Here is a 21,261-nt window from a genome sequence, read left to right as displayed (position 1 = left end):
CTCAGGTCCAGCTGAGTTCCACCTGGCCGGCGACGTGCTTGCCGATCTCCAACGCCGACGTCGCGGCGGGCGAGGGCGCGTTCAGGACGTGCACCTGCCGCGGCGCGGTGTCGATCAGGAAGTCGTCCACCAGGGAACCGTCCGCGCGCATCGCCTGCGCCCGAACACCCGCCGACGAGCGCACCAGGTCGTCCTCGGTGATCGCGGGCACCAAGCGGGCCAGGCTGCGGGCGAAGCGCTTGCGCGACAACGACCGCAGGACCTCTTCGACACCGGTGCGGGCGAAGGTGCGCGCCAGCCGCCACGTGCCGGGGAACCGGGCGACGTCGAGCAGGTCGGAGGGGGAGATGTCGCGCCAGCGGTAGCCCTCGCGGCGCAGCGCCAGCACCGCGTTCGGGCCCGCGTGCACGCTGCCGTCCAGCATCCGGGTCAGGTGCACGCCCAGGAACGGCAGGGCCGGGTCCGGCACGGGGTAGATCAGGCCGCGCACCAGGTGCCTGCGGTCGTGCCGCAGCTCGTAGTACTCACCCCGGAACGGCACGATCGCCGCCGACGGCGTCACGCCCGCCAGCCGCGCCACCCGGTCGCTGTGCAGGCCCGCGCAGTTCACCAGCGCGTCCGCCCGCACGACACCCCTGGGCGTGGCCACCTCGACCCCACCGCCGCTCAACGCCCGCCGGATCGCCAACGCGGGCGTGTGCAGCCGCAGGTCGTGGCCGTTCAGCTCGCGCACGAGCGCCGCGCACACGGCCGGGAAGTCGATGATCCCCGTGCTCTCCACCCGCAACGCGGCCACCGCCGCCACCTCGGGCTCGTACTCCCGCGCCTCGTCCACGCCGACCCGCCGGGCGGGCACCCCGTTCGCCTCGGCCCGCTCCGCCAGCGCCTCCAGGCGCGGCAGCTCGTCCGGCGAGGTGGCGACGACGAGCTTGCCGCACACGTCCACCGGCACGCCGTGCTCCCGCGCGTAGGCGACGATCGAGGCGTTGCCCGCCACCGACATCCGCGCCTTCAGCGACCCCGGCTTGTAGTAGAGGCCCGCGTGCACCACGTTGCTGTTGTGCCCGGTCTGGTGCGCCGCCCAGTGCGGCTCCTTCTCCAGCACCACCACGTCGTGACCGCGCCGGGTCAACTCCCGCGCGGTCGCCAGCCCCACGATCCCGCCACCGATCACCACGACTCGTCGCACAGCCGGGAAGGCTAGCCGCCGACCAATTCGGGCAGCACGTCGGCCGCGACCCGCTCCAGCACGGCCTCGCTGCCCGCGTACACGCCGTCGGCCCGCGGCCAGTGCACGACCAGGTCGGTGAACCCCAGCGCCCGCGCCCGCCCGGCCACCTCGCGGAAGTGCTCCACGCTGGTCAGCGAGTACACCGGGCACGAGTCGGCGTTGAGGTGGAAGTCGATCGACTCCTTGGCCCGCCCGATCCCGGCCAGCACCTCCCGGAACCGCGCCGCCATCGCGGCCACGCCGTCCCACCAGGCCGCCTCGTCGTCGGTCTCCGGCCCGGTGGTGACCCAGCCCGTGCCGTACTTCGCCGCGACCGCCATCGCCTTGGGGCCGTTGGCCGCGACCACGAACGGCAGCCTGGGCCGCTGCACGCAGCCCGGCGCGCTCCGGGCGTCGCGGATCTCGTAGTACTCGCCGCTGAACGTGGTCCGCTCCTGCGCCAGCAGCATGTCCAGCGCGGCCACGAACTCCTCGAACCGGCCCTGCCTGCTGCGCGTGCCCTGCTTGGTGTCGAACGCGGTGGCGCCCATCACCTCCGTGTCGTATCCCACACCGCCCGCGCCGACGCCGAGCGTGAAGCGGCCGTCGGAGAGGTCGTCGAGGGCGAGCAGCTCCCGGGCGAACGGCACCGGGTGGCGGAAGTTGGGTGACGCGACCAGCGTGCCGAGCCGGATCGTCGCCGTCGCCGCGGCGGCCGCGGCCAGCGTCGGGACGGCGCCGAACCACGGCCCGTCGACCAGTGAGCGCCAGCCCATGTGGTCGTAGGTCCAGGCGTGGTGGAAGCCGTACTCCTCGGCGGCCTTCCACTTGTGTTCGGCCATCCACCAGCGGTGTTCGGGCAGGATCACAATCCCTGTGCGCACCCGGCGACGGTAGCCGAGAGGCACGATGGGGAGGTGCAGAGACCTTCCCTTGTGGCATCCGACGTCGACGGCACCCTGCTCACGCCCCTCGGCCGGGTCAGCCCGCGCACGGCGGGCATGGTCGGCCGGGTGCTGTCGGCCGACGTCCCGTTCGTGCTGGCCACCGGCCGCCCGCCCCGCTGGGTGCCCGACGTGGCCGCCACGGCGGGCCTGTCCGGCTACGCCGTGTGCTCCAACGGCGCGGTGCTCTACGACATCGGCGCGGACCGCGTCGTCACCGCCGAGCTGCTCACCCCCGAGCAGCTGACCACCCTGGCCGCCGTGCTGGACGAGGCGCTGCCCGGCTGCGCCCTGGCCTCGGAACGGGTCGGCGAGTCCGCCCGCGGCTCCACCGAGCCCGAGTTCATCGCCGACGAGCACTACCTGCACCCGTGGGACGAGGGCGCGCAGCCGCTGCCCGGGCACCAGCGGGCGCAGCTGCTCGGCAAGCCGGCGGTGAAACTGCTGGTCAGGCACCCGACCATGAGCTCGGACGAGATGGCGCGGGCCGCCGGGCCGCTGGTAGGCGACTCCGTGGCGATGACCTGGTCGACCAACGAGGGCCTGCTGGAGTTCGCCGCGCCCGGTGTGACGAAGGCGTCCGGCCTGGCCGCCGTCGCCGAACGCCTCGGCGTGCCCGCGAGCGGCGTGCTGGCGTTCGGGGACATGCCCAACGACGTGCCGATGCTCACGTGGGCGGGCCACGGCGTGGCCATGGCCAACGCGCACGAGGACGCCCTGGCCGCCGCCGACGAGGTCACCGCGGCCAACTCCGAGGACGGGGTCGCGCTGGTGCTGGAGCGGTGGTTCTAGGCTGCCGTGACAACCCGTCCCACTCGATCCACTCCCCGACCCACCCTGGAGAGACACCCGTGCGCGCACTCGTGACCGGCGGTGCCGGCTTCATCGGTTCAACCCTGGTCGACAGGCTCCTCCGGGACGGGCACGAGGTGCACGTCGTCGACGACCTCAGTCGGGGCAAGCGGACGGCGCCCGCCGACCCCGCCCACGCCGACCGCTACTCGTTCTCGCGGGTCGACATCACCTCGCCGGAGCTGGCCGACGTGGTGGGCTCGTTCGGCCCCGAGGTCGTGTTCCACCTGGCCGCGCAGATCGACGTGCGCGTGTCCGTGGCCGACCCGCTGCTCGACGCCACCAAGAACGTGCTGGGCACGGTGAACCTGGCCGAGGCCGCCCGTCGCGCGGGCGTGCGGAAGGTGCTGTTCGCCTCGTCCGGCGGCTCGATCTACGGCACGCCCGAGGTGCTGCCGGTCGCCGAGACGACCCCGATCAACCCCAAGTCGCCGTACGCGGCGTCCAAGGTGTCCGGCGAGGTGTACCTGAACACCTACCGGCAGCTGTACGGCATGGAGTGCACGCACCTGGCGCTGGCCAACGTGTACGGGCCGCGGCAGGACCCGCACGGCGAGGCGGGCGTGGTGGCCATCTTCGCGTCCGCGCTGCTCGCGGGCCGTCCGACGAAGGTGTTCGGCGACGGCGGCAACACCCGCGACTACGTGTTCGTGGAGGACGTCGTGTCGGCGTTCATCGCGGCCTCCGGCGAGGCGGGCGGCGGGCGGCGCTACAACATCGGCACCGCGCACCAGGTGTCCGACCGCGAGCTGCACACCCTCGTCGCGCAGGCGGCGGGCGTGGCCGACGAGCCGGAGTTCGCCCCGGCCCGGCTGGGTGACCTGCGCGCGTCGGCGATCGACCCGTCGCTCGCGCAGGCCGAGCTGGGCTGGAAGCCCGAGGTGGACATCGCCACCGGCGTGCGGCTGACCGTGGACTACTTCCGCGAGGTCTGACGGAAAAAGCGGCCGGCCGGTGACGAGAACCCTCTCGTCACCGGCCGGCCGCCGTTACCGACTACTTCTTCGCCACGAGCCCGTCGTCGGCCCGCTCGTGCTCCGTCCCGCAGGAGGGGCAGCGCAGGTCGTCGTCGAGCCGGGTCGCGCAGCGGCACACCCAGCCCTTCTGCTCGGCCGGGTTGCCCACCACGAACGCGTGCGCCGGCACGTCCCGGGCGACCACCGCGCCCGCGCCGACGAACGCGTTGCGCCCGATCGTCGTGCCGCACACCACGACCACGCCCGCGCCCAGGGTGGCGCCCTCGCGCACCAGGGTCGGCAGCAACTGGTCGCCGCCGAGCTTCTGGTGGGCGCGCGGGCGCATGTCGTTGGTGAACACCGCGTTCGGGCCGAGGAAGACGTTGTCCTCACACGTCACGCCGTTGTAGACGAGCACGTTGTTCTTGACCGTGACGTTGTCGCCGAGCACCGCTTCGTTCTCGACGAACGCGCCGTCGCAGATGTTGCAGTCCTTGCCGACCTTCGCGCCCTTGAGCACGTGCGCGAACGCCCACACGCGGGTGCCCGCGCCGACCGTGTCGCTCTCGCACAGGCCCATCGGGTGGACGAACACGCCGCTCAACGGACGGCCTCGGCCAGGACCTCGACCACCCGCTCCTGCTGGTCACGGGTGATGCCGGGGAACATCGGCAGGCTCAGGATCTCGCCCGCGACCCGCTCCGCGTTGGGGAACGAGCCCTCGCCGTGCGCGTCCGAGGCGAACGGCGCGGTCAGGTGGATCGGCGTCGGGTAGTGGATCGCCGCGCCCACCCCGTTGTCCTGGAGGTGCTTGAGCACCCGGTCGCGCTCGGCGACCCGCACCACGTACAGGTGCCACACGTGGTCGTTGCCGTCCAGCGTCTTCGGCGGCACCACGCCCGCGACGCCCGACAGCAGCTCGCCGTAGTACTCGGCGGCGGCGACCCGCAGCGCGTTCCACGCCTCCAGCCGGCGCAGCTTGGCCTGCAGCACCACGGCCTGGATCGTGTCCAGCCTGCTGTTGAAGCCCAGCGTGCTGTGCACGTACTTCTGCGGCGAGCCGTGCTGGCTCAGCAGCCGCACCCGGTTCGCCAGCTCCTCGTCCTGCGTGGTCACCGCGCCCGCGTCGCCGTAGGCGCCGAGGTTCTTGCCGGGGTAGAAGCTGGTGCCCGCCAGGTGGCCGAGCGAGCCGGACACCGCGCCGTGGCGGCGCGCGCCCTGCGACTGGGCGGCGTCCTCGACGAGGAACACGCCCTGCTCGTCGCACGCCGCCTTCAGCTCCTCGACCGGCGCCAACTGGCCGTAGAGGTGGACCGGCAGCACCGCCTTGGTGCGGTCGGTGAACGCCGCCAGCGCCGCCTTGGTGTCGATCAGGTAGGTGTCCGGGTCGCAGTCCACGAACACCGGCGTCGCGCCCGTGCGGGCCACCGCCTCGGCGGTCGCGATGAACGAGTTGGCCGGCACGACGCACTCGTCGCCGACGCCCACGCCGACCGCGCGCAGCGCCAGTTCCAGCGCGTCCGTGCCGTTCGCCACGCCGACGCAGTGCGCGACCTGGCTGTACTCGGCGTACGCGCGCTCGAACTCGCCGACGGCGGGGCCGCCGACGAACGCCGTCTTGGCCAGCACCGCGGCCCAGCCCTCGGCGACCTCGTCGGCCACCTCGGCGTGCTGGAACTTCAGGTCGACGGGGGGAATCGGGGCCGGGATCGTCATTCTGCTCATCCTCGTGAGATCGCTTCACCAGCAGCGCTGGTCTGACCGGGCGTGGTCTGGTCGAGCGCGCGCAGGCGCCGGGCGGGTGTGCCCGCCCACACCTCGAAGGGCGGCACGTCGGAGAGCACCACCGCCCCCATGCCGACGAGGGCGCCGGCGCCGATGGAGAGCCCTTCCCGGACCAGCGCGCCGCTGCCCAGGTAGGCCGCCTCACCGACGGTCACGCCACCGGCCAGGGCGACCCGGGCGGCGAACGTGACGTGGTCGGCGATCGCGTCGTCGTGCGTGATGGTGACGTGCGGCATGACCACCACGTGCGACCCGATCACCTGCGGCGCGGTCACCGCGACGAACGCGAGCAGCACCGAGCCGGCGCCGATCTCGACGCCCGGCGCGACGCTCGCCCACGGGTGCACCACGGTGGCGTAGCGCTCCGCGGGCAGGCCGAGCCGCGCGGCGATCTGCCGGCGACTGGCCTGGTTGCGGGTGCTGGCCGTGCAGATCAGGACCTGCGCGTCGGGGTGGTCGGCGACGGCCGCCGACGGCCCGAGCACGGGCACGCCGTCGATCACCTCGCCGTGCCGCGCCTCGTTGTCGTCCAGCAGGCCGAGCACGGACCAGCGCGGTGCGACGGCGTTGACCGCGGCGATCGCGGCCAACGCCTCCCGGGCCAGCCCGCCCGCGCCGACGAGCAGCAGCGGGGCAGCGGTCACTTCGACCCTCGGAGCACCGCGTCGAGCGCGCCGACGACGGTGTCCTGCTCGGCCTCGGTCATCTGGTGGAACAGCGGCAGGATCACCGAACGCCTGGTCAGGTGCTCGGTGACGGGCAGCTCGACGTCCCGCTGGTCGGCGTAGGCCGGCTCCAGGTGGGAGGCCATGATGCCCCGCCTGGCGGACACGCCGCGCTCGGCGAGGCCCGCCAGCACGTCCACCGAGGTGCCCTCGAACGCGTCCGGCAGCACCACCCAGAACGACTGGTAGTTGGTCGTGCCGTACTCCGGGTCGCCGACGCAGCGCAGGCCGTCCAGCTCGCCGAGCAGCTTGTGGTAGCGCCCGGCCAGCTCGCGCCGCTTGGCGATCACGTCGGGCAGCTTGCGCAGCTGGATCAGGCCCACCGCGGCCTGCATGTCGGTCATCCGGAAGTTGAAGCCGACCTCTTCGTACTGCTCCAGCTTCACGCCGCCGGCCGCGTGGCGGTCCGCGGCGGACATGCTCATGCCGTGCTCGCGCAGCTTGCGCAGCCGGGTCGCCCACTCGGCGTTCTCGGTGGTGACCATGCCGCCCTCACCGGTGGTGAGCAGCTTGCGCGGGTGGAACGACCAGGCGGCGAGCCCGGCGCCGGAGCTGACCGGCTTGCCGCGGTAGGTGGAGCCCGCCGCGCACGCCGAGTCGTGCACCAGCGCGATGCCGCGCTTGTCGCACAGCGCCTGCACCGAGTCCACGTCGAACGGCACGCCACCCTGGTGCACCGCGATCACGGCCACCGTGCGCGGCGTGACCGCGGCGTCCACGGTCTCCGCCGTGACGTTGCCGGTCTCCGCGTCGACGTCGGCGAACACGGGGGTCGCGCCCACGTACTTCACCGCGTTCGCGGTCGCGATGAACGAGAACGACGGCACCACGACCTCGTCGCCGGGGCCGACGCCGAGCAGGTGCAGCGACAAGTGCAGGCCGGTGGTGCAGTTCGACACCGCGATGCCCTGCGCGGCGCCCGCCGACTCGGCGAACGCCTGCTCGAACGCGGCGACCCGCGGTCCCTGCGCCACCCAGCCGGAGCGGACGACCTCGGCCGCGGCCAGGGCCTCCTCCTCGCCGAGGAACGGCCGGATCACCGGGATCATCGCTGCGCCCTCCACCACGTGACCAGGTCCGCCAGACCCTCGTCCAGCGAGATGGTCGGCTTCCAGCCGAGGTCGCGCTCGGCGGCGCTGATGTCGGCGAGGCGGCGCGTGACCGAGTTCACCGAACGCGCCGGGCCGAACTCCAGCGGCTGGGTGGACCCCATCACCCGCTGGAGGGCCTCGGCCAGCTCCAGCAGCGACGTCTCGGTCGAGGTCGCGATGTTGTAGACGGTGTCGGTGACGTCCGCCTGCGCGGCCAGGATGTTGGCGCGGGCGATGTCGCGCACGTCCACGAAGTCCATCGTCGCCTTGCCGTCGCCGAGGACCAGCGGCGGCTCACCGGCCTCGATCCGCTCCATCCAGCGGATCAGCACCTCCGTGTACTTGCCGTGCGCGTCCATGCGCGGGCCGTACACGTTGAAGTAGCGCAGCGCCACGTAGTCGAGGTCGCTCATCGCCTTGAAGCTGCGCAGCATGCCCTCGTTGAACGCCTTGGCGGCGCCGTAGAACGTGTCGTTGTTGTACGGGTGGTGACGCTCCGTGGTCGGGAACTCCTCGGCGAGCCCGTAGACCGACGCCGTGGACGAGGCGATGACCTTCTTCACGTCCGCCTCGACCGAGGCCTCGATGATGTTGAAGGTGCCGTCGACCAGCACTTCCAGCGCCACGCGCGGCTCGGCGGCGCAGCGGGTGATGCGCAGCGCGGCGAGGTGGAACACGACGTCCGCGCCCGCGATCGTCTGCTTGACGAGGGGGATGTCGCGGATGTCGCCCTCGACGAGCTTGACCTTGTCCGGTGCCTGCGCCAGGGCGTCGGCCAGGTTCTCCACCCGGCCGCGGCTCAGGTCGTCGATCACGACGACCTCGCGCGCGCCCGCGGCCAGCAGCTGGTCGACGACGTGCGAGCCGATCGTGCCGGCGCCGCCGGTCACCACGGCGCGCTGGTCGGTCAGGTCCATCAGAGAGCTCCTCCGTTCACGTCCGTCAGCGGCACGAACGTGCCACCGGCGGCAAGGCTGGCCGACGCCGCCTCCAACTGGGCCAGGACCCGGAGGCCCGAGCGCCCGTCGGTCAGCGGCGCCCGCTTCTCGATGATCGCGGCGGCGAACTCCGCCATTACTCCGCGCAGCGCCTCGCCGCCCGGCAGGGCGGGCGCGACCATGTCGCCGATGCGGTAGGAGACGCGCACGCTCTCGTCGTCCCGCTCGATGCCGCGGTCGTAGACGGCGAGCGGCTGCGTCGGGTCGAGGTCGTTCCACACGGCCGTCTTGTCGGAGCCGCCGACGATCATCGTGCGGATCTTGGTGGGGGACAGCCAGTTCACGTGCGCGTGCGCGATGGAGCCGTTGGACAGCTGCACCGACATGTACGCCACGCAGGCGCGGCCGACGCCCGCCGGGTCCGACCCGTGCGCCGCGACCGCCACCGGGTGCACGCCCTCGGGCAGGATCGAGTCCAGGATCGACAGGTCGTGGGGCGCGAGGTCCCACAGCACGTCGATGTCCGGCTGGACCAGGCCCAGGTTGATGCGCACCGAGTCGATGTACTGGATGTCGCCCAGCTCACCGCCGCGCACCAGCTCGCGCAGCCTGCGCACCACCGGCGTGTAGCAGAACGTGTGGTCGAGCATCAGCGTCAGGCCGCGCTCCTCGGCGGCCGTGACCAGCTTCAACCCGTCCGCGTACGACGAGGCCAGCGGCTTCTCGACGAGCACGTGCTTGCCCGCCTCGAGCGCGGCGAGCGCGACCCGCAGGTGGGTGGCCGCCGGGGTGGCCACCGCCACCGCCTCGACCTCGGGGTCGGCCAGCACCTCGTCGAGGGATGACGTCGCCCTCACGGTGCTGTACCGGCCCAGGACGTTGCGCGCGCGCTCGACGTCGAGGTCGCACAACGCGGTCAGCCGTAGTTCCGGGGTCGCCTGGACGTTGCGCACCAGGTTCGGCCCCCAGTAACCGGCACCGATGACGGCCACACCAACCATCGAAATCCTCTCCGAGTTTGGGAAGCGCCAGCACGGCCGCGCGCGGCGTCGACTGCGAACACTTGTCGTGCGGCGGCTGGGCGTACCCGAGGCAGTGTAGATGTCCGGGGTTGCAGTACTCTTCGAGCCACCTTCGTCCATCTTGCAGTGGTATCTGGAGACCTCTTGTGACCGACTGGTCGGAAGTGTGGCTCGTCGTCCCGGTCTACAACGAGGGACAGGTCATCGAGGACGTCGTGCGGCACGCGCGGCAGACGTTCCCCAATATCGTGTGCGTGGACGACGGCAGCCGCGACGACTCCGCGGCCGGAATCAAGGCCGGCGGCGCCCACCTGGTGCAACACCCGGTGAACCTGGGTCAGGGCGCGGCGATCCAGACCGGCATCGAGTACGCGCGCAAGCAGCCCGGCGCCGAGTACTTCGTGACGTTCGACGCCGACGGCCAGCACCGCGTCGAGGACGTGCTGTCGATGCTGGAGCGCCTGCGGTCCGAGCCGCTCGACATCATCGTCGGCACCCGGTTCCACGGTGACACGGCGCACATCCCGTGGATCAAGCGGGTGGTGCTCAAGACGGTCGTGATGCTGAGCCGCCGGACGCGCAAGCTCGGGCTTACCGACGCCCACAACGGGCTGCGGGTGTTCAACCGCGCGGTCGCCGAGCAGATCAACATCACGTTGAACGGCATGGGCCACGCGTCGGAGATCGTGGAGATGATCGACCACCACAAGTGGCGGGTGGCCGAGGAGCCGGTGACGATTCTCTACACCGAGTACTCGATGGCCAAGGGCCAGTCGCTCATCAACGGCGTGAACATCCTGTTCGACACGATGCTCAAGAGCAAGGCGCACTGATCATGCTGATCCAGTACATCCTGGTCGTGTTCTCGTTCGCCGTCCTGCTGCTGTTCCTGCGCAAACGCGGAACCACCAAATCGGCGGCGAGCGTGAAGCTCGCGTTCATGTTGTTCGTGGTGTTCGGCATCTACGCGGTGCTGCGCCCGGGTGACGTGACCGTGGTGGCCGGGTGGCTCGGCGTCGGCCGCGGCACCGACCTCTTGCTGTACGCGCTGGTCGTGGTGTTCACGTTCACCACCCTGAACGCCTACCTGAGGTTCAAGGAGCTGGAGCTGCGGTACGCGCGGCTGGCGCGGGCGATCGCCCTGCGCCAGGCCGAGCCCCCGGTTTCCGCTGGTCAAGGTCCTGCAGGTGCGGAGCGTTCATGAGCATCCACTTCGTCGTCCCCTACTACCTGGACCCGCGGTTCCTGATCGAGCTGGTGGACAGCGTCCGCAAGCAGACCAGTGACCAGTGGCGGCTGACCATCGTCGACGACCGGTACCCGGACACGACGGCGGAGGAGTACGTGCGCGGGCTGGGCGACCCGCGCATCGAGTACGTGCGCAACGAGCGCAACCTCGGCGCCACCGGCAACGTGTGCAAGTGCATGACGCTGGGCAAGGAGGAGTACCTCGTCGTCATGGGCGCCGACGACGCGTTGGAGCCCCGGTACGTCGAGGTCGTGCTCGACGCGTTCAAGCGGTACCCGGACGCCGTCATGGTGCACCCCGGCGTGATCGTGGTCGACGGCGAGAGCCGGCCGACCGACAGCCTGGCCGACAAGATCAAGCGGGTGGCCGCCCGGTCGGCGTGGAAGGAGCGCGAGCTGGACGGCCCGGCCGCCGCGCAGAGCCTGATGAACGGCAACTGGCTGTACGTGCCGGCCATGGCGTTCCGCAACGACGCCGTGCCCAGGATCACGCGGCTCGGCGAGTTCGGCTCGATCGCCGACCTGGCGTGGTCCATCGACATGCTCATCGGCGGCGGCACGCTGGCCTTGGACCCGACGCCGGTGTTCCGCTACCGCAGGCACGCGGCGAGCCACTCGTCGATCGGCGCCCACAGCGAGCGGCGGTTCGAGGAGGAGCAGCGGTACTACGCCGCAGCGGCCAAGCAGCTCAGCGCGGCCGGCTGGCACAAGGCAGCGCGCGCCGCGCGGCTGCACCTGCTCTGCCGCGGCCACATCACCAAGTCGGCGCTCGACGCCGCCGTGTCGCTCGACCTGAAGCTGGCCAAGTCGCTGGCCGGACGGGCGATCCGCCGGGTGTGAACCACCGGCCGGGCCCCGTGCCCGGCCGCCCGGTGTCACCCTTCGAGCGAGACCCAGGGTCTCAGCAGCTCACGACGCCTCGGTGGTCCGCCGGTCGTCCGCCGGCTCGGCGGTGACGCCCGTGGACGCCCGGCGGAGCGCGGCCCTCAGCCCCAGCAGCATCACCAGCAGGGTCAGCAACGGGCCGACGGTCTGCGCCAACGCCGCGATGAACGGCGGGTCACCCGGCAGGGTGACCATCGCCAGCGTGGCCGCCGAGCCGACCGCCCAACCGAGCGTGATGGTCTTGTCGCGACCCAACGCGACCAGCGCGGGCTGCGCCACGAACGCCCCGATGAGGATGACCGTGCTGACCGCGAGCAGCATCGTGACCACGGTGGCCGGATCGACCTTCGTGCCCATGAACGTGCGCAGCACCCACGGCCCCACCAGCGTGAACACCACGGCGTACACCATGCCGAGCCCGCAGAGCACGGCGAGCGCGAGCTTGATCCGCCGCGTGACGAACCCGTGGTCGCCCTTCGCGGCCGCCGCGGTCAGGCTCGGCAGCAGCATCGTCTGGATCGGGTAGAGCAGCAGCAGCGGGATGCGGGCGACCACCACGGCCTGGCCGAACGCCAGCGCCACCACGCTGTCCAGCGGCAGCCGGGAGTTGACCGCGAGCGGCGCCAGGTTGGGCAGCAGCTGGGAGAGCAGCGTGGCCGCCGCCAGCGCGGCGAGCGCCTTGCCCATCGGTGGCACGACGGCCGCCGGCGACGTCGACGCGGACCGCGCCTTCGGCAGCCAGAGGAGCCCCACCAGCGTGGCGAGCACCGATCCGCCCAGGTAGGCGAGCCCGAACAGCCACGCCTCGGACGCCTGCAGCACGACCAGCAGCCCGCACAGCCCGAGCCGCACGCCGCCCTCGACGGTCAGCGTCATCGCGTAGCCGCTGAACCGCTGCAGACCGGCGAGCAGACCGCGCACGACGCTCAGCGCGGCGATCAGCGCCGGTGTCGCCAGCACCTCCGCGAACAGCGCCCAGTCGCCGCCGAGCGTGCGGTCGACCGCGAACGGCGAGAGCAGCAGGAGCACGGCGACGACCACCGCGGCCAGGCTCCCGCCCGACGCGCACACCCGGCGGACCACCGACCGGATGGGCTGCCCGGAGGCGACGGCGCGGCTGGTCACCTGCTCAAGTGCGGCGAAGATGCCCGGCCCGATCACGTTGACCACGAAGTACAAGGTCACCGCCAGGTTGGCCTGGTCGGTGGTCAGCGTGTGACCCGTCAGCGCCACGAACAGGTACCCGGCCAGCCCGAACACGCCCAGGCCCACGGCCATCTGCACGGACGGGCTGAAGAACCGCCGAAGGGTCATCGAGGTCGACACCCGGCACACGGTAGGGGGCCGGGTCGCGCCGTCGCCCGACCGGGTCCGGCTGCGGTCCGCGGTGCGGCGTTCAGCGGTGCGGCGTTCAGCGGGACGTCACCGTCTGCCCGGCGTCGCACGCGGCCAACCGGTACAGCTTGACGGTGCCCGCCTGGGCCAGCAGCTCGAACGCCGGGTCCGAGGCCGAGACCCGCAGCCCCGGGTAGTCCAGGTTGCGCGCGTCGTGCGGCCAGAACGTCCGGTTGGCCATCAGCAGGTGGTGCACGCCCAGCCGATCGGCCGCCCGGCACACCTCCGGGTCGCGGCCCGCCTCGTCCAGGTTCGCCGCCAGGTACTTCTGGTCGTCGCTCCACGGGATGTTGGCGTGCGGGAACAGCGCCCGGCGGCCCACCTCGGCGAGCATCACCGTGCTGCCGTCCCACGGGTTGTTGGCCACCAGGGCGTCCTCGGGCAGCTTGGCCTCGAGGTCGTCCAGGAACGCCTGCTCGGTCCGGTCGACCAGCGTGCTGTTCTGCGGCACGGGCTCGATCGCGTACGTCCCGGCCACGATGGCCGTGTTGGTGCCGACGTAGAAGAACTTGGTCAGCGGCGCCATCGCGAGCAGCACCACCAGGCTCAGCACGGTCGGCGTGCGCAGCAGGGACCGGCGGCCCGCGGGTTCGGCGCCCTCGGGCTGGTCGGCGCCCGCCACCACCATCCCGGGCGGCACGGTCGCCGCCGGCGCGGGCGCCTTGGCGAGCAGCGCGCCCAGCTGGTCGGCCAGCCGCGTGATGCCGAGCACGGCGAGCGGCACGGCGGTGAGCGGCAGCATCGCGGCGAGCCGGAACGAGTCGTTGTACCAGTAGCCGGTGATGAACTGGGTGCTCGGCCGGTTGATCGAGGCCGTCACCACGTAGAGGAACGCGGTGCCGGCGAACGCCGCCACCAGCCACCGGCTGGTCCGCAGCCGCCACGCCACCACGGCGCCGATGACCGCCACCAGGGACAGCGCCCACAGCGCGGGCTTGCCGTTCGGCGCGCTGAGCAGCGCCTCGCCGACCGCGCGGGCAGGCGTCTCGAACGGCGGCCAGACGTGGCTGCGCACCTCGGCGAACATCGGCGCGCGCGCCACGTACCCCCACGCGCCCAGGAAGAGCAGCGCGGCGGCCGACACTCCGGTCACCGCGCGGCCGGTTCGGCCGGCACGACGCAGCCGCAGCGCCCACCGCAGGATGCTGGTGGCGATCGGGAACAGGCACACCACGATCAGGCTGAACACGGTGTTCGGGTGGGCGAACGCGCAGGCCACGACCACCAGCGGGGCCAGCGCCATGGCGCGGCGCCTGCCGATGACGTCCTCCCTGGCCAACGACGTGGCGGCGAGCACCATGGCGACGCCGGCGGGCGCCATGGCGATGCCGAGCAGGTTCGGCCACAGCACGCCGAAGCCGAGCAGGCCCCACGGGAACGCGGTGAACGCGACGCTGACCGCGCCGGTCACCGCCATGGCGGCGGTCGACCGGCCGATGAGCTGGCGCACCAGCACCATGCAGCTCAACGGCCACACGAGCATCGCGATGACGCCCGCGACGACGTTCGCGGCGACCGCGATCGGCACGCCCGTGCTCAGCACGACCAGCGACGTCAGCCCGTGCCAGCCCGCCGGGTAGAACGTGGTCGGGGTGGCGACGTTGCCCAGCGTGCCCATCGCCATGGACGAGGCGTTGCCGGAGTCGAGGATGTGGGAGAGCGCGCTGTAGTGGAAGATCGCGTCGTAGGTCTGGGACAGCTGGTCGGGCTCTCCCATGCCCTCGACCATCACGTACCAGCCGATCGCGAACGCGGGCAGCAGGCCGAGGGCCGCGCCGGCCAGCACCCGGCGCGGGTCCGTCCGACGTGGTGGCGCGATCCGGCGCAGCAGCAGCGACACGGCCACGGCGAGCGCGACGACCACGGCCGTGGCGACCAGCACGACGACCGGCGACCACCGCACGCCGAGCTTGTCCGCCAGCACCGCGGTGATCGGCACGATGAGCATGCTCAGCGTCGGCGCCATGCCCCAGGCCGACAGCCCGCGCAGGCCGATCGCGTACGAGAGCGCCGCACCCGGACCGACCAGCCACGCCGCGGTGACGAGCGCGACCGGCACAACGTCCAACCAGCTCATGTCCCTGCTACCCCACCGTCGTAGAGATGCGTGAGGCACTTCACCGGTGGCGTGCGCACGCGGACACCGGACAGCGCGAACGTGCCAGGCGCACGGTGCTGTGACATTGTGATAAGGCCTCGCGGCGAAGTGTACCGACGCGGGCCCGCCGACCGGCGTCCAGGCTGGTCGACCGGCGCGCCGGCCGGCTCCGGGTGGGTACCCGCCGGCCCGATCGCCCGGCGCGACTATCCTCGGCGCGTGAGCTTCGCTGGATTTGACCTGATCGTCGTCGGTTCCGGGTTCTTCGGCCTGACGGTCGCCGAACGCACCGCATCACAGCTCGGCAAGCGCGTGCTCGTCTTGGAACGCCGTGCGCACATCGGTGGCAACGCCTATTCGGAGGCCGAACCCGAGACGGGTATCGAGGTCCACCGGTACGGCGCCCACCTGTTCCACACCTCCAACAAGCGGGTGTGGGACTACGTCAACCAGTTCACCGAGTTCACCGGGTACCAGCACCGGGTGTTCGCGATGCACGCCGGCCAGGCCTACCAGTTCCCCATGGGCCTCGGCCTCATCTCGCAGTTCGTCGGCCGCTACCTGAGCCCCGAGGAAGCCCGCGCGTGGGTGACGGAGCACGCCGCCGAGATCGACTCCAAGGACGCGAAGAACCTGGAGGAGAAGGCGATCTCGCTCATCGGCCGCCCGCTGTACGAGGCGTTCGTGCGCGACTACACCGCCAAGCAGTGGCAGACCGACCCGAAGGAGCTGCCCGCGGCGGTCATCAGCCGCCTGCCGGTGCGCTACACCTTCGACAACCGCTACTTCAACGACACCTACGAGGGCCTGCCCGTCGACGGGTACACCGCGTGGCTGGAGCGGATGGCCGACCACCCGAACATCGAGGTGCGGCTCGACACGGACTACTTCGACGTCCGCGACGAGATCCCGGCCGGCACGCCCGTCGTCTACACCGGACCGCTCGACCGCTACTTCGACTACAGCGAGGGCTGGCTCGGCTGGCGCACGCTGGACTTCGAGCAGGAAGTCCTGCCGGTCGGCGACTTCCAGGGCACGCCGGTGATGAACTACAACGACGCCGAGGTGCCGTACACCCGGATCCACGAGTTCCGGCACTTCCACCCCGAGCGCGAGTACCCGTCGGACAAGACGGTGATCGTGCGCGAGTTCTCCCGCGCGGCCGAGAAGGACGACGAGCCGTACTACCCGATCAACACCGCCGAGGACCGCGCCAAGCTGGAGCGCTACCGCGAGCTCGCGCGCGCGGAAGCCGCCGAGCGTAACGTCGTCTTCGGTGGTCGACTGGGCACCTACAAGTACCTGGACATGCACATGGCGATCGGTTCCGCGCTGAGCGTGTTCGACAACAAGATCGCCCCGCACCTGGCCTCCGGTCGGGCGCTGGACGGTTCGCTGGAGGACTGATTCGGTTATGTCGGGCAACTCCACCCTCGTCGAGCACGAGGCACCGGAGAAACTGCTGGCGCAGCGCGGCCTCTTCGCCGGGCCGTCGCAGATCGTCTCGGAGGACCTCTACGCCGAGATCTCCCAGGGCATCGCCGACCGCGAGCGGCACCGCATGGTCGTGCACCCGCACGCCACGGTGTCGATGAACACCTACTTCGGCCGGTTCCCGGCCACCTACTGGCAGCGGTGGTGCGTCAGCGCCGAGGTGGAGCTGAGCCTCACGCTGACCGGTTCCGGCACCGTCTCGGTCGTGGCCTCCGACGCGGAGGGCGAGTCCCGGATCATCGTCGCCGAGCAGGTCACGGGCGCGACGGGCCAGGTCGTCACCCTGACGGCCAAGATCGACAAGTTCACCGACGGCGGCGCGCTCTGGTTCGACGTCGTCACCGGCGAGCACGAGCTGGTCGTCGAGCACGCCCGGTGGACCGTCGCGCCGCCCAAGCGGGTCCGGCCGACCGCGATCGTCATCTGCACGTTCAACCGGGTCGAGGACTGCCTCAACACGATGGCGGCCCTCGCGTCCGACCCCGAGCCGCTCGGCCTGGTCGACGCGGTGTACGTGGTGGACCAGGGCAGCGACCCGGTCGAGTCGCGGGCCCGGTTCGCCGAGGTCGCCGCGGCGCTGGGCGACAAGCTGCGCTACATCCGCCAGCCCAACCTCGGCGGCGCCGGCGGCTTCACCCGCGGCCTGTACCAGGTCATGGAGGTCGACCACGCCGAGCACGCCAACGTGCTCTTCATGGACGACGACGTGCTGTGCGAGCCGGAGATCGTGGTCCGCACGACCGCGTTCGCCAACCGCACCGCGCAGCCGGTCATCGTCGGCGGCCAGATGCTGTACCTGCTGCACCCGAACCACCTGCACGTGGGCGCGGAGTACGCCAACCTCGACACGCTGGCCCCCGGCCAGGTCGTGGAGGGCGCGCTGCACGACGCCGACCTCACCGGGTACGACGAGGAGACCGGCAAGCGCAACGTGCAGGACCGCCGGGTCGACGCGGGCTACAACGGCTGGTGGTCGTGCCTGATCCCGTCGGAGATCGTCAAGGCGGTCGGCTACCCGCTGCCGCTGTTCTTCCAGTGGGACGACATCGAGTACGGCTACCGCGCGCGGGCCCACGGGTTCGCCACGGTCACGCTGCCCGGCGCGGGCGTGTGGCACGCCGACTTCCACTGGAAGGACTGGGACGACTGGCACCGGTACTTCAACCTGCGCAACGCCCTCATCACGTCGGCGCTGCACAGCCAGTTCGACCCGAAGCGGATCTGCCGGTCCATGGCCGCCCAGCTCGCCACCTACCTGGTCGGCATGCAGTACGGCCTGGCGGCGACCCAGCTCAAGGCCATCGAGGACTTCCTCAAGGGCCCCGAGATGCTGCGTGACGGCGGCGTCCAGGCGGCGGCGGACATCCGCAAGCTGCGCGCCGAGTACCCCGAGACGGTCAAGCACCCGGCGTCGGAGGTGCCCGGCATCTCGTCCGGCGACCTGCCGCTGATCTCGGCGCCGCCCGCACCGCGGCTGTTCGCGCCGGTGCTGGCCAAGCGCGTGGTCAACCAGCTGCTCGGCCGCAGCGTGCACGACGTCGGCGCGGTGGCCGCGGGCGACTCCGCCTGGTGGCACGTGTCGCTGTTCAACACCGCCGTGGTCACCGACGCGTCCCAGGAGGGCGTGCGGGTCCGGCGGCGCGACCGCGAGCTGGCCATCCGGCTCGGCAAGCAGGGCACCAAGCTGCTCAAGGAGCTGTACCAGCGGGCTCCCGAGATGCAGCGCGCCTATCGCGACGCGATGGACGAGCTGACCAGCCGCGAGAACTGGCGGCGGTTGTACGACCTGTGAGCGGTGGAGCGGGGCGGCCCTGAGTGGTCGCCCCGCTTCCGTTCACCCACTTCTCTCTCACGCGCTTCTCACCTGGGGACCTTCAGTGGACGCAGTGCACCGGATCATCCTGCCGAGGGACGACGACCCGCTCGACGTCCGGCCGATGTACCTGGACGAGCCGGAGAACGTGCACTGCCAGGTCGACTCCCGGCGCGGGCTGACCGTGCCCGAGCACGCCAAGGTGTCGTTCGCGACGTACTTCAACGCGTTCCCGGCCAGCTACTGGAAGCGGTGGACGGTCGTCGACGAGGTCGTGCTGCGGATGCGCGTGCGCGGCTCGGGCCGGGTCGACGTGTACCGGTCCAAGCCGAGCGGCGACGTCGTGCACCTGGAGGGCTCGTTCGTCCGGGACGCGGCGGAGTGGACGTCGCTGGAGTTCCCGGTGTCGCTGCGGCCGTTCGAGGACGGCGGGCTGATCTGGTTCGACGCGTTCACGCACGAGGCGCCGCTGGAGATCCAGGACGCCGAGTGGGCCGTGCGGTCGCCGTTGCCGGTGAAGAAGGTCGCGGTCAGCATCACCACCATGCGCCCGCACGACGCGGCGGAGGCGTTGCGGGCGCTGGGCAGCGACCCCGCTGTGCTGGATGTCGTGAGCAACGTGTTCGTGGCCGACCAGGGCGCGGTGAAGGTGCGCTCGGTGGCCGGTTTCGCGGAGGCCGAGGCCGGGCTCGGCGGCCGGCTGGAGGTCATCGAGCAGGACAACCTGGGTGGTGCCGGCGGCTTCACCAGGGGCATGTTCGAGGCGGTCGAGCACACCGACGCCGACCAGATCATGCTCATGGACGACGACATCCGGCTGGAGCCGGAGGCCGTGCTGCGGTCCAACGCGTTCGCGCGGGCGGCGGCGTCGCCGGTCATCGTCGGCAGCCACATGCTGAACCTGCAGGCCAGGACCAGGATCCACAGCACCGCCGAGATCGTCGACCTCGGCACGTGCTTCTGGCGGGCCGCGCCGGGCGCGGTCACCGACCACGACTTCGCCGTGTCGTCGCTGCGCGAGACGCCCGAGCTGCACCCCCGGGTCGACGCCACCTACAACGGCTGGTGGATGTGCCTGTTCCCGCGCGAGGTGGTGGAGCGGACCGGCTACCCGCTGCCGCTGTTCATCAAGTGGGACGACGCCGAGTACTCGTTGCGGGCGTTGGAGCACGGCTACCCCACGGTGTCGTTGCCGGGTTCGGCGGTGTGGCACATGCCGTGGACGGACAAGAACGACTCGACCGACTGGCAGGCCTACTTCCACACCCGGAACCGCCTGGTCTTGGCCGCGCTGCACAGCCCGTACGACGTGCGGTCGGGGATCGTGAAGCACGGGTTGAAGCTGTCGCTGCGGCACCTGCTGTCGATGGAGTACTCCACGGTGGCGTTGCAGCAGAAGGCGATCGAGGACTTCCTGGACGGGCCCGCCGGCTTGTTCGACTCGCTGCGCACGGCGTTGCCGATGGTGCGCGCGATGCGCGAGGAGTACAGCGACGCCCGACGCCTGGACTCGGCCCGCGAATTCCCGCCGCCGACGTTCGACATGGTGCGCGCGGAAGCGCTGCTGCGCCCGTCGAAGGGCAAGGCGACGATCGCGGTGCGCGCGGCCAAGTCCGTCCTGCACAACCTGCGCCCACCACAGGCCTCCGCCGGCGACCGGCCGCAGCTCAACGTGCCTGCCCTGAACGCCCGTTGGTTCCTGCTCGGCAACCTGGACAGCGCCACGGTGTCCACGGCGGACGGCACCGGCGTCGCCTTCTACAAGCGTGACCCCGACCAGTTCCGTTCGCTGATGGCTCGGGCGGTCCGCAACTACCGGCGGTTGGGCAAGGAATGGCCGAGGCTGCGTCGGCAGTACCGCGACGCCCTGCCTGAACTTACTTCGGCCGAGCAGTGGCGGAAGGCTTTCGAGAACCGCTGACAAGCGGTGGCAAAGCGGAAAAGATTAAAGCTTAAAAGCATGTCCTCGCCGGACGGGCAGATCAGCAGGATGACCCCCACTGCCCTGGTCATGTGTCCGGGTCCGTTGTTGGTCCGGGTTTCGTGTCATCCCACCGAGTGGACAGGCGCCCCCCTTGACACGCGCGGTAGGGCTGCGCCAGGTCGGCGGGATGACACGAAGCCCTGCTTTTGAGGAAAGACCTGCCAGTGGAGTGGGTCGGGGGTCGCCGGTCGGGCGCGGTGCCGGGCCCGACCCGCGCGGTGCGGCCGCCGACTGCCCTTCCTCCCCAGAGGGAGGGCTTCGTGTCATCCCGCCGACCTGGCTTTGCCCTACCGCGCGTGTCAAGGGGGCTGTGTGTCCAATACCCGCGGCTTCGACTGTTGGCTGCCCCCTTGATACGTGTGGTAGCCCGGAGGGAGGTCGGTGGGATGACACGAAACCCGCACCAACGACGGACCCGGCACAGAACCAGGCAGTGGGGGTCATCCTGCTGATCTGCCCGTCCGGCGAGGACATGCTTTTAAGCTTTTAATCTTTTCCTTCGGCAAGCGACAGTACATCCGCCTACTCGAAATGGGCAGCCACGACGTGGCTGAAGTTCACCACGAACTCGTTACCGTCAATGGTCTGGATGGCCTGGGTGTGACCATTCCGCACAACCTGGATCAAACGGGATCCGAGATCGACGGCGGTCTCCGGGGAGACTTTGATCGTAATCGGGTTCGAGTTCGCGGCCAGGTGCAGGACCAGTGCCGTCTTACGCGCTTCAGAAGTCATGCCGCACAGCCCACCAGCACGAGCCTGACCAGGCAAGACGGGTTCGCCGTCAGCGATTCCGCGTCAAGCTGAACCCAAGCCGAACC

Annotated in this window: 19 protein-coding genes; 8 read left to right on the top strand and 11 right to left on the bottom strand. The window is 71.2% G+C overall.

Annotated features, from left to right (window positions below; translation table 11 throughout):
* Position 1 precedes the first annotated feature (1 nt).
* Complete coding sequence (gene lhgO, locus ADK67_RS07965) at positions 2-1,189, bottom strand: L-2-hydroxyglutarate oxidase (RefSeq protein ID WP_053715733.1); 1,188 nt, start codon at positions 1,187-1,189, stop codon at positions 2-4.
* Positions 1,190-1,200: 11 nt separating this feature from the next.
* Positions 1,201-2,094: an LLM class flavin-dependent oxidoreductase gene (locus tag ADK67_RS07960; RefSeq protein WP_053715732.1), complete on the bottom strand. Its 894-nt coding sequence runs from the start codon at positions 2,092-2,094 to the stop codon at positions 1,201-1,203.
* 33 nt (positions 2,095-2,127) lie between these two features.
* Between ADK67_RS07960 and ADK67_RS07955 the strand changes: the two genes are divergently transcribed.
* Both ADK67_RS07955 and ADK67_RS07950 read left to right on the top strand, forming a co-directional pair.
* Positions 2,128-2,946, top strand: coding sequence for an HAD family hydrolase (locus tag ADK67_RS07955; RefSeq protein WP_053715731.1), 819 nt, complete (start codon positions 2,128-2,130; stop codon positions 2,944-2,946).
* 59 nt (positions 2,947-3,005) lie between these two features.
* Entirely contained in the window at positions 3,006-3,941 is a 936-nt protein-coding gene (locus ADK67_RS07950) for an NAD-dependent epimerase/dehydratase family protein (RefSeq protein WP_053715730.1), read from the top strand.
* A 61-nt stretch (positions 3,942-4,002) separates the two neighbouring features.
* Here ADK67_RS07950 and ADK67_RS07945 read toward each other — a convergent pair whose 3' ends face one another.
* Genes ADK67_RS07945 through ADK67_RS07920 form a run of 6 tightly spaced genes read right to left on the bottom strand, consistent with a single transcriptional unit; the run spans position 4,003 to position 9,502 of the window.
* Entirely contained in the window at positions 4,003-4,557 is a 555-nt protein-coding gene (locus ADK67_RS07945) for an acyltransferase (protein ID WP_231648067.1), read from the bottom strand.
* A gap of 5 nt (positions 4,558-4,562) precedes the next feature.
* Positions 4,563-5,678, bottom strand: coding sequence for a DegT/DnrJ/EryC1/StrS family aminotransferase (locus ADK67_RS07940; RefSeq protein ID WP_053715729.1), 1,116 nt, complete (start codon positions 5,676-5,678; stop codon positions 4,563-4,565).
* A gap of 5 nt (positions 5,679-5,683) precedes the next feature.
* The gene (locus ADK67_RS07935) at positions 5,684-6,391 is read right to left on the bottom strand and encodes a NeuD/PglB/VioB family sugar acetyltransferase (protein ID WP_053715728.1); all 708 of its coding nucleotides are present in this window, start codon (positions 6,389-6,391) and stop codon (positions 5,684-5,686) included.
* Entirely contained in the window at positions 6,388-7,521 is a 1,134-nt protein-coding gene (locus ADK67_RS07930) for a DegT/DnrJ/EryC1/StrS family aminotransferase (protein WP_053715763.1), read from the bottom strand. The genes ADK67_RS07935 and ADK67_RS07930 overlap by 4 nt, the downstream gene beginning before the upstream one ends.
* Positions 7,518-8,480 carry an SDR family NAD(P)-dependent oxidoreductase gene (locus tag ADK67_RS07925; protein WP_053715727.1) on the bottom strand — a complete coding sequence of 321 codons (963 nt, stop codon included), beginning with the start codon at positions 8,478-8,480 and terminating at the stop codon, positions 7,518-7,520. The genes ADK67_RS07930 and ADK67_RS07925 overlap by 4 nt, the downstream gene beginning before the upstream one ends.
* Positions 8,480-9,502, bottom strand: coding sequence for a Gfo/Idh/MocA family protein (locus ADK67_RS07920; protein ID WP_053715726.1), 1,023 nt, complete (start codon positions 9,500-9,502; stop codon positions 8,480-8,482). Before ADK67_RS07920 ends, ADK67_RS07925 begins: the two co-directional genes overlap by 1 nt.
* Before the next feature lie 167 nt (positions 9,503-9,669).
* On the opposite strand from ADK67_RS07920, the gene ADK67_RS07915 reads away from it, so the two are divergent.
* From ADK67_RS07915 to ADK67_RS07905, 3 genes are read left to right on the top strand one after another with little or no spacing between them, the layout of a single operon-like run.
* Complete coding sequence (locus ADK67_RS07915) at positions 9,670-10,356, top strand: glycosyltransferase family 2 protein (RefSeq protein ID WP_082403296.1); 687 nt, start codon at positions 9,670-9,672, stop codon at positions 10,354-10,356.
* 2 nt (positions 10,357-10,358) lie between these two features.
* Positions 10,359-10,727, top strand: a complete 369-nt coding sequence (locus ADK67_RS07910; protein WP_053715725.1) for a DUF2304 domain-containing protein — start codon at positions 10,359-10,361, stop codon at positions 10,725-10,727.
* A complete protein-coding gene (locus ADK67_RS07905; protein WP_053715724.1) occupies positions 10,724-11,611 on the top strand; it encodes a glycosyltransferase family 2 protein in 888 nt (295 codons plus the stop codon). Before ADK67_RS07910 ends, ADK67_RS07905 begins: the two co-directional genes overlap by 4 nt.
* A gap of 69 nt (positions 11,612-11,680) precedes the next feature.
* Here the strand turns inward: ADK67_RS07905 and ADK67_RS07900 are convergent, their stop codons facing one another.
* Positions 11,681-12,982, bottom strand: coding sequence for a hypothetical protein (locus tag ADK67_RS07900; protein WP_053715723.1), 1,302 nt, complete (start codon positions 12,980-12,982; stop codon positions 11,681-11,683).
* An 85-nt stretch (positions 12,983-13,067) separates the two neighbouring features.
* A complete protein-coding gene (locus ADK67_RS07895; RefSeq protein WP_053715722.1) occupies positions 13,068-15,128 on the bottom strand; it encodes a DUF6541 family protein in 2,061 nt (686 codons plus the stop codon).
* A 240-nt stretch (positions 15,129-15,368) separates the two neighbouring features.
* Between ADK67_RS07895 and glf the strand changes: the two genes are divergently transcribed.
* The 3 genes from glf to ADK67_RS07880 all read left to right on the top strand — a co-directional run bounded on the left by glf (position 15,369) and on the right by ADK67_RS07880 (position 20,377).
* Positions 15,369-16,556 carry a UDP-galactopyranose mutase gene (gene glf, locus ADK67_RS07890; protein ID WP_053715721.1) on the top strand — a complete coding sequence of 396 codons (1,188 nt, stop codon included), beginning with the start codon at positions 15,369-15,371 and terminating at the stop codon, positions 16,554-16,556.
* A gap of 7 nt (positions 16,557-16,563) precedes the next feature.
* Positions 16,564-18,435: a glycosyltransferase gene (locus ADK67_RS07885; RefSeq protein ID WP_053715720.1), complete on the top strand. Its 1,872-nt coding sequence runs from the start codon at positions 16,564-16,566 to the stop codon at positions 18,433-18,435.
* Positions 18,436-18,520: 85 nt separating this feature from the next.
* Positions 18,521-20,377 carry a glycosyltransferase gene (locus ADK67_RS07880; RefSeq protein WP_053715719.1) on the top strand — a complete coding sequence of 619 codons (1,857 nt, stop codon included), beginning with the start codon at positions 18,521-18,523 and terminating at the stop codon, positions 20,375-20,377.
* 585 nt (positions 20,378-20,962) lie between these two features.
* Here ADK67_RS07880 and ADK67_RS07875 read toward each other — a convergent pair.
* Positions 20,963-21,175 (bottom strand): hypothetical protein, encoded by a 213-nt coding sequence (locus ADK67_RS07875; protein ID WP_053715718.1) that lies wholly within the window; start codon positions 21,173-21,175, stop codon positions 20,963-20,965.
* Between the last annotated feature and the right edge of the window lie 86 nt (positions 21,176-21,261).

Source organism: Saccharothrix sp. NRRL B-16348 (assembly GCF_001280085.1).
In the GTDB taxonomy this organism is placed as follows: domain Bacteria; phylum Actinomycetota; class Actinomycetes; order Mycobacteriales; family Pseudonocardiaceae; genus Actinosynnema.
The sequence above is the reverse complement of the archived record's forward strand: the minus strand, read 5'-3'. Positions and strand labels throughout refer to the sequence as shown.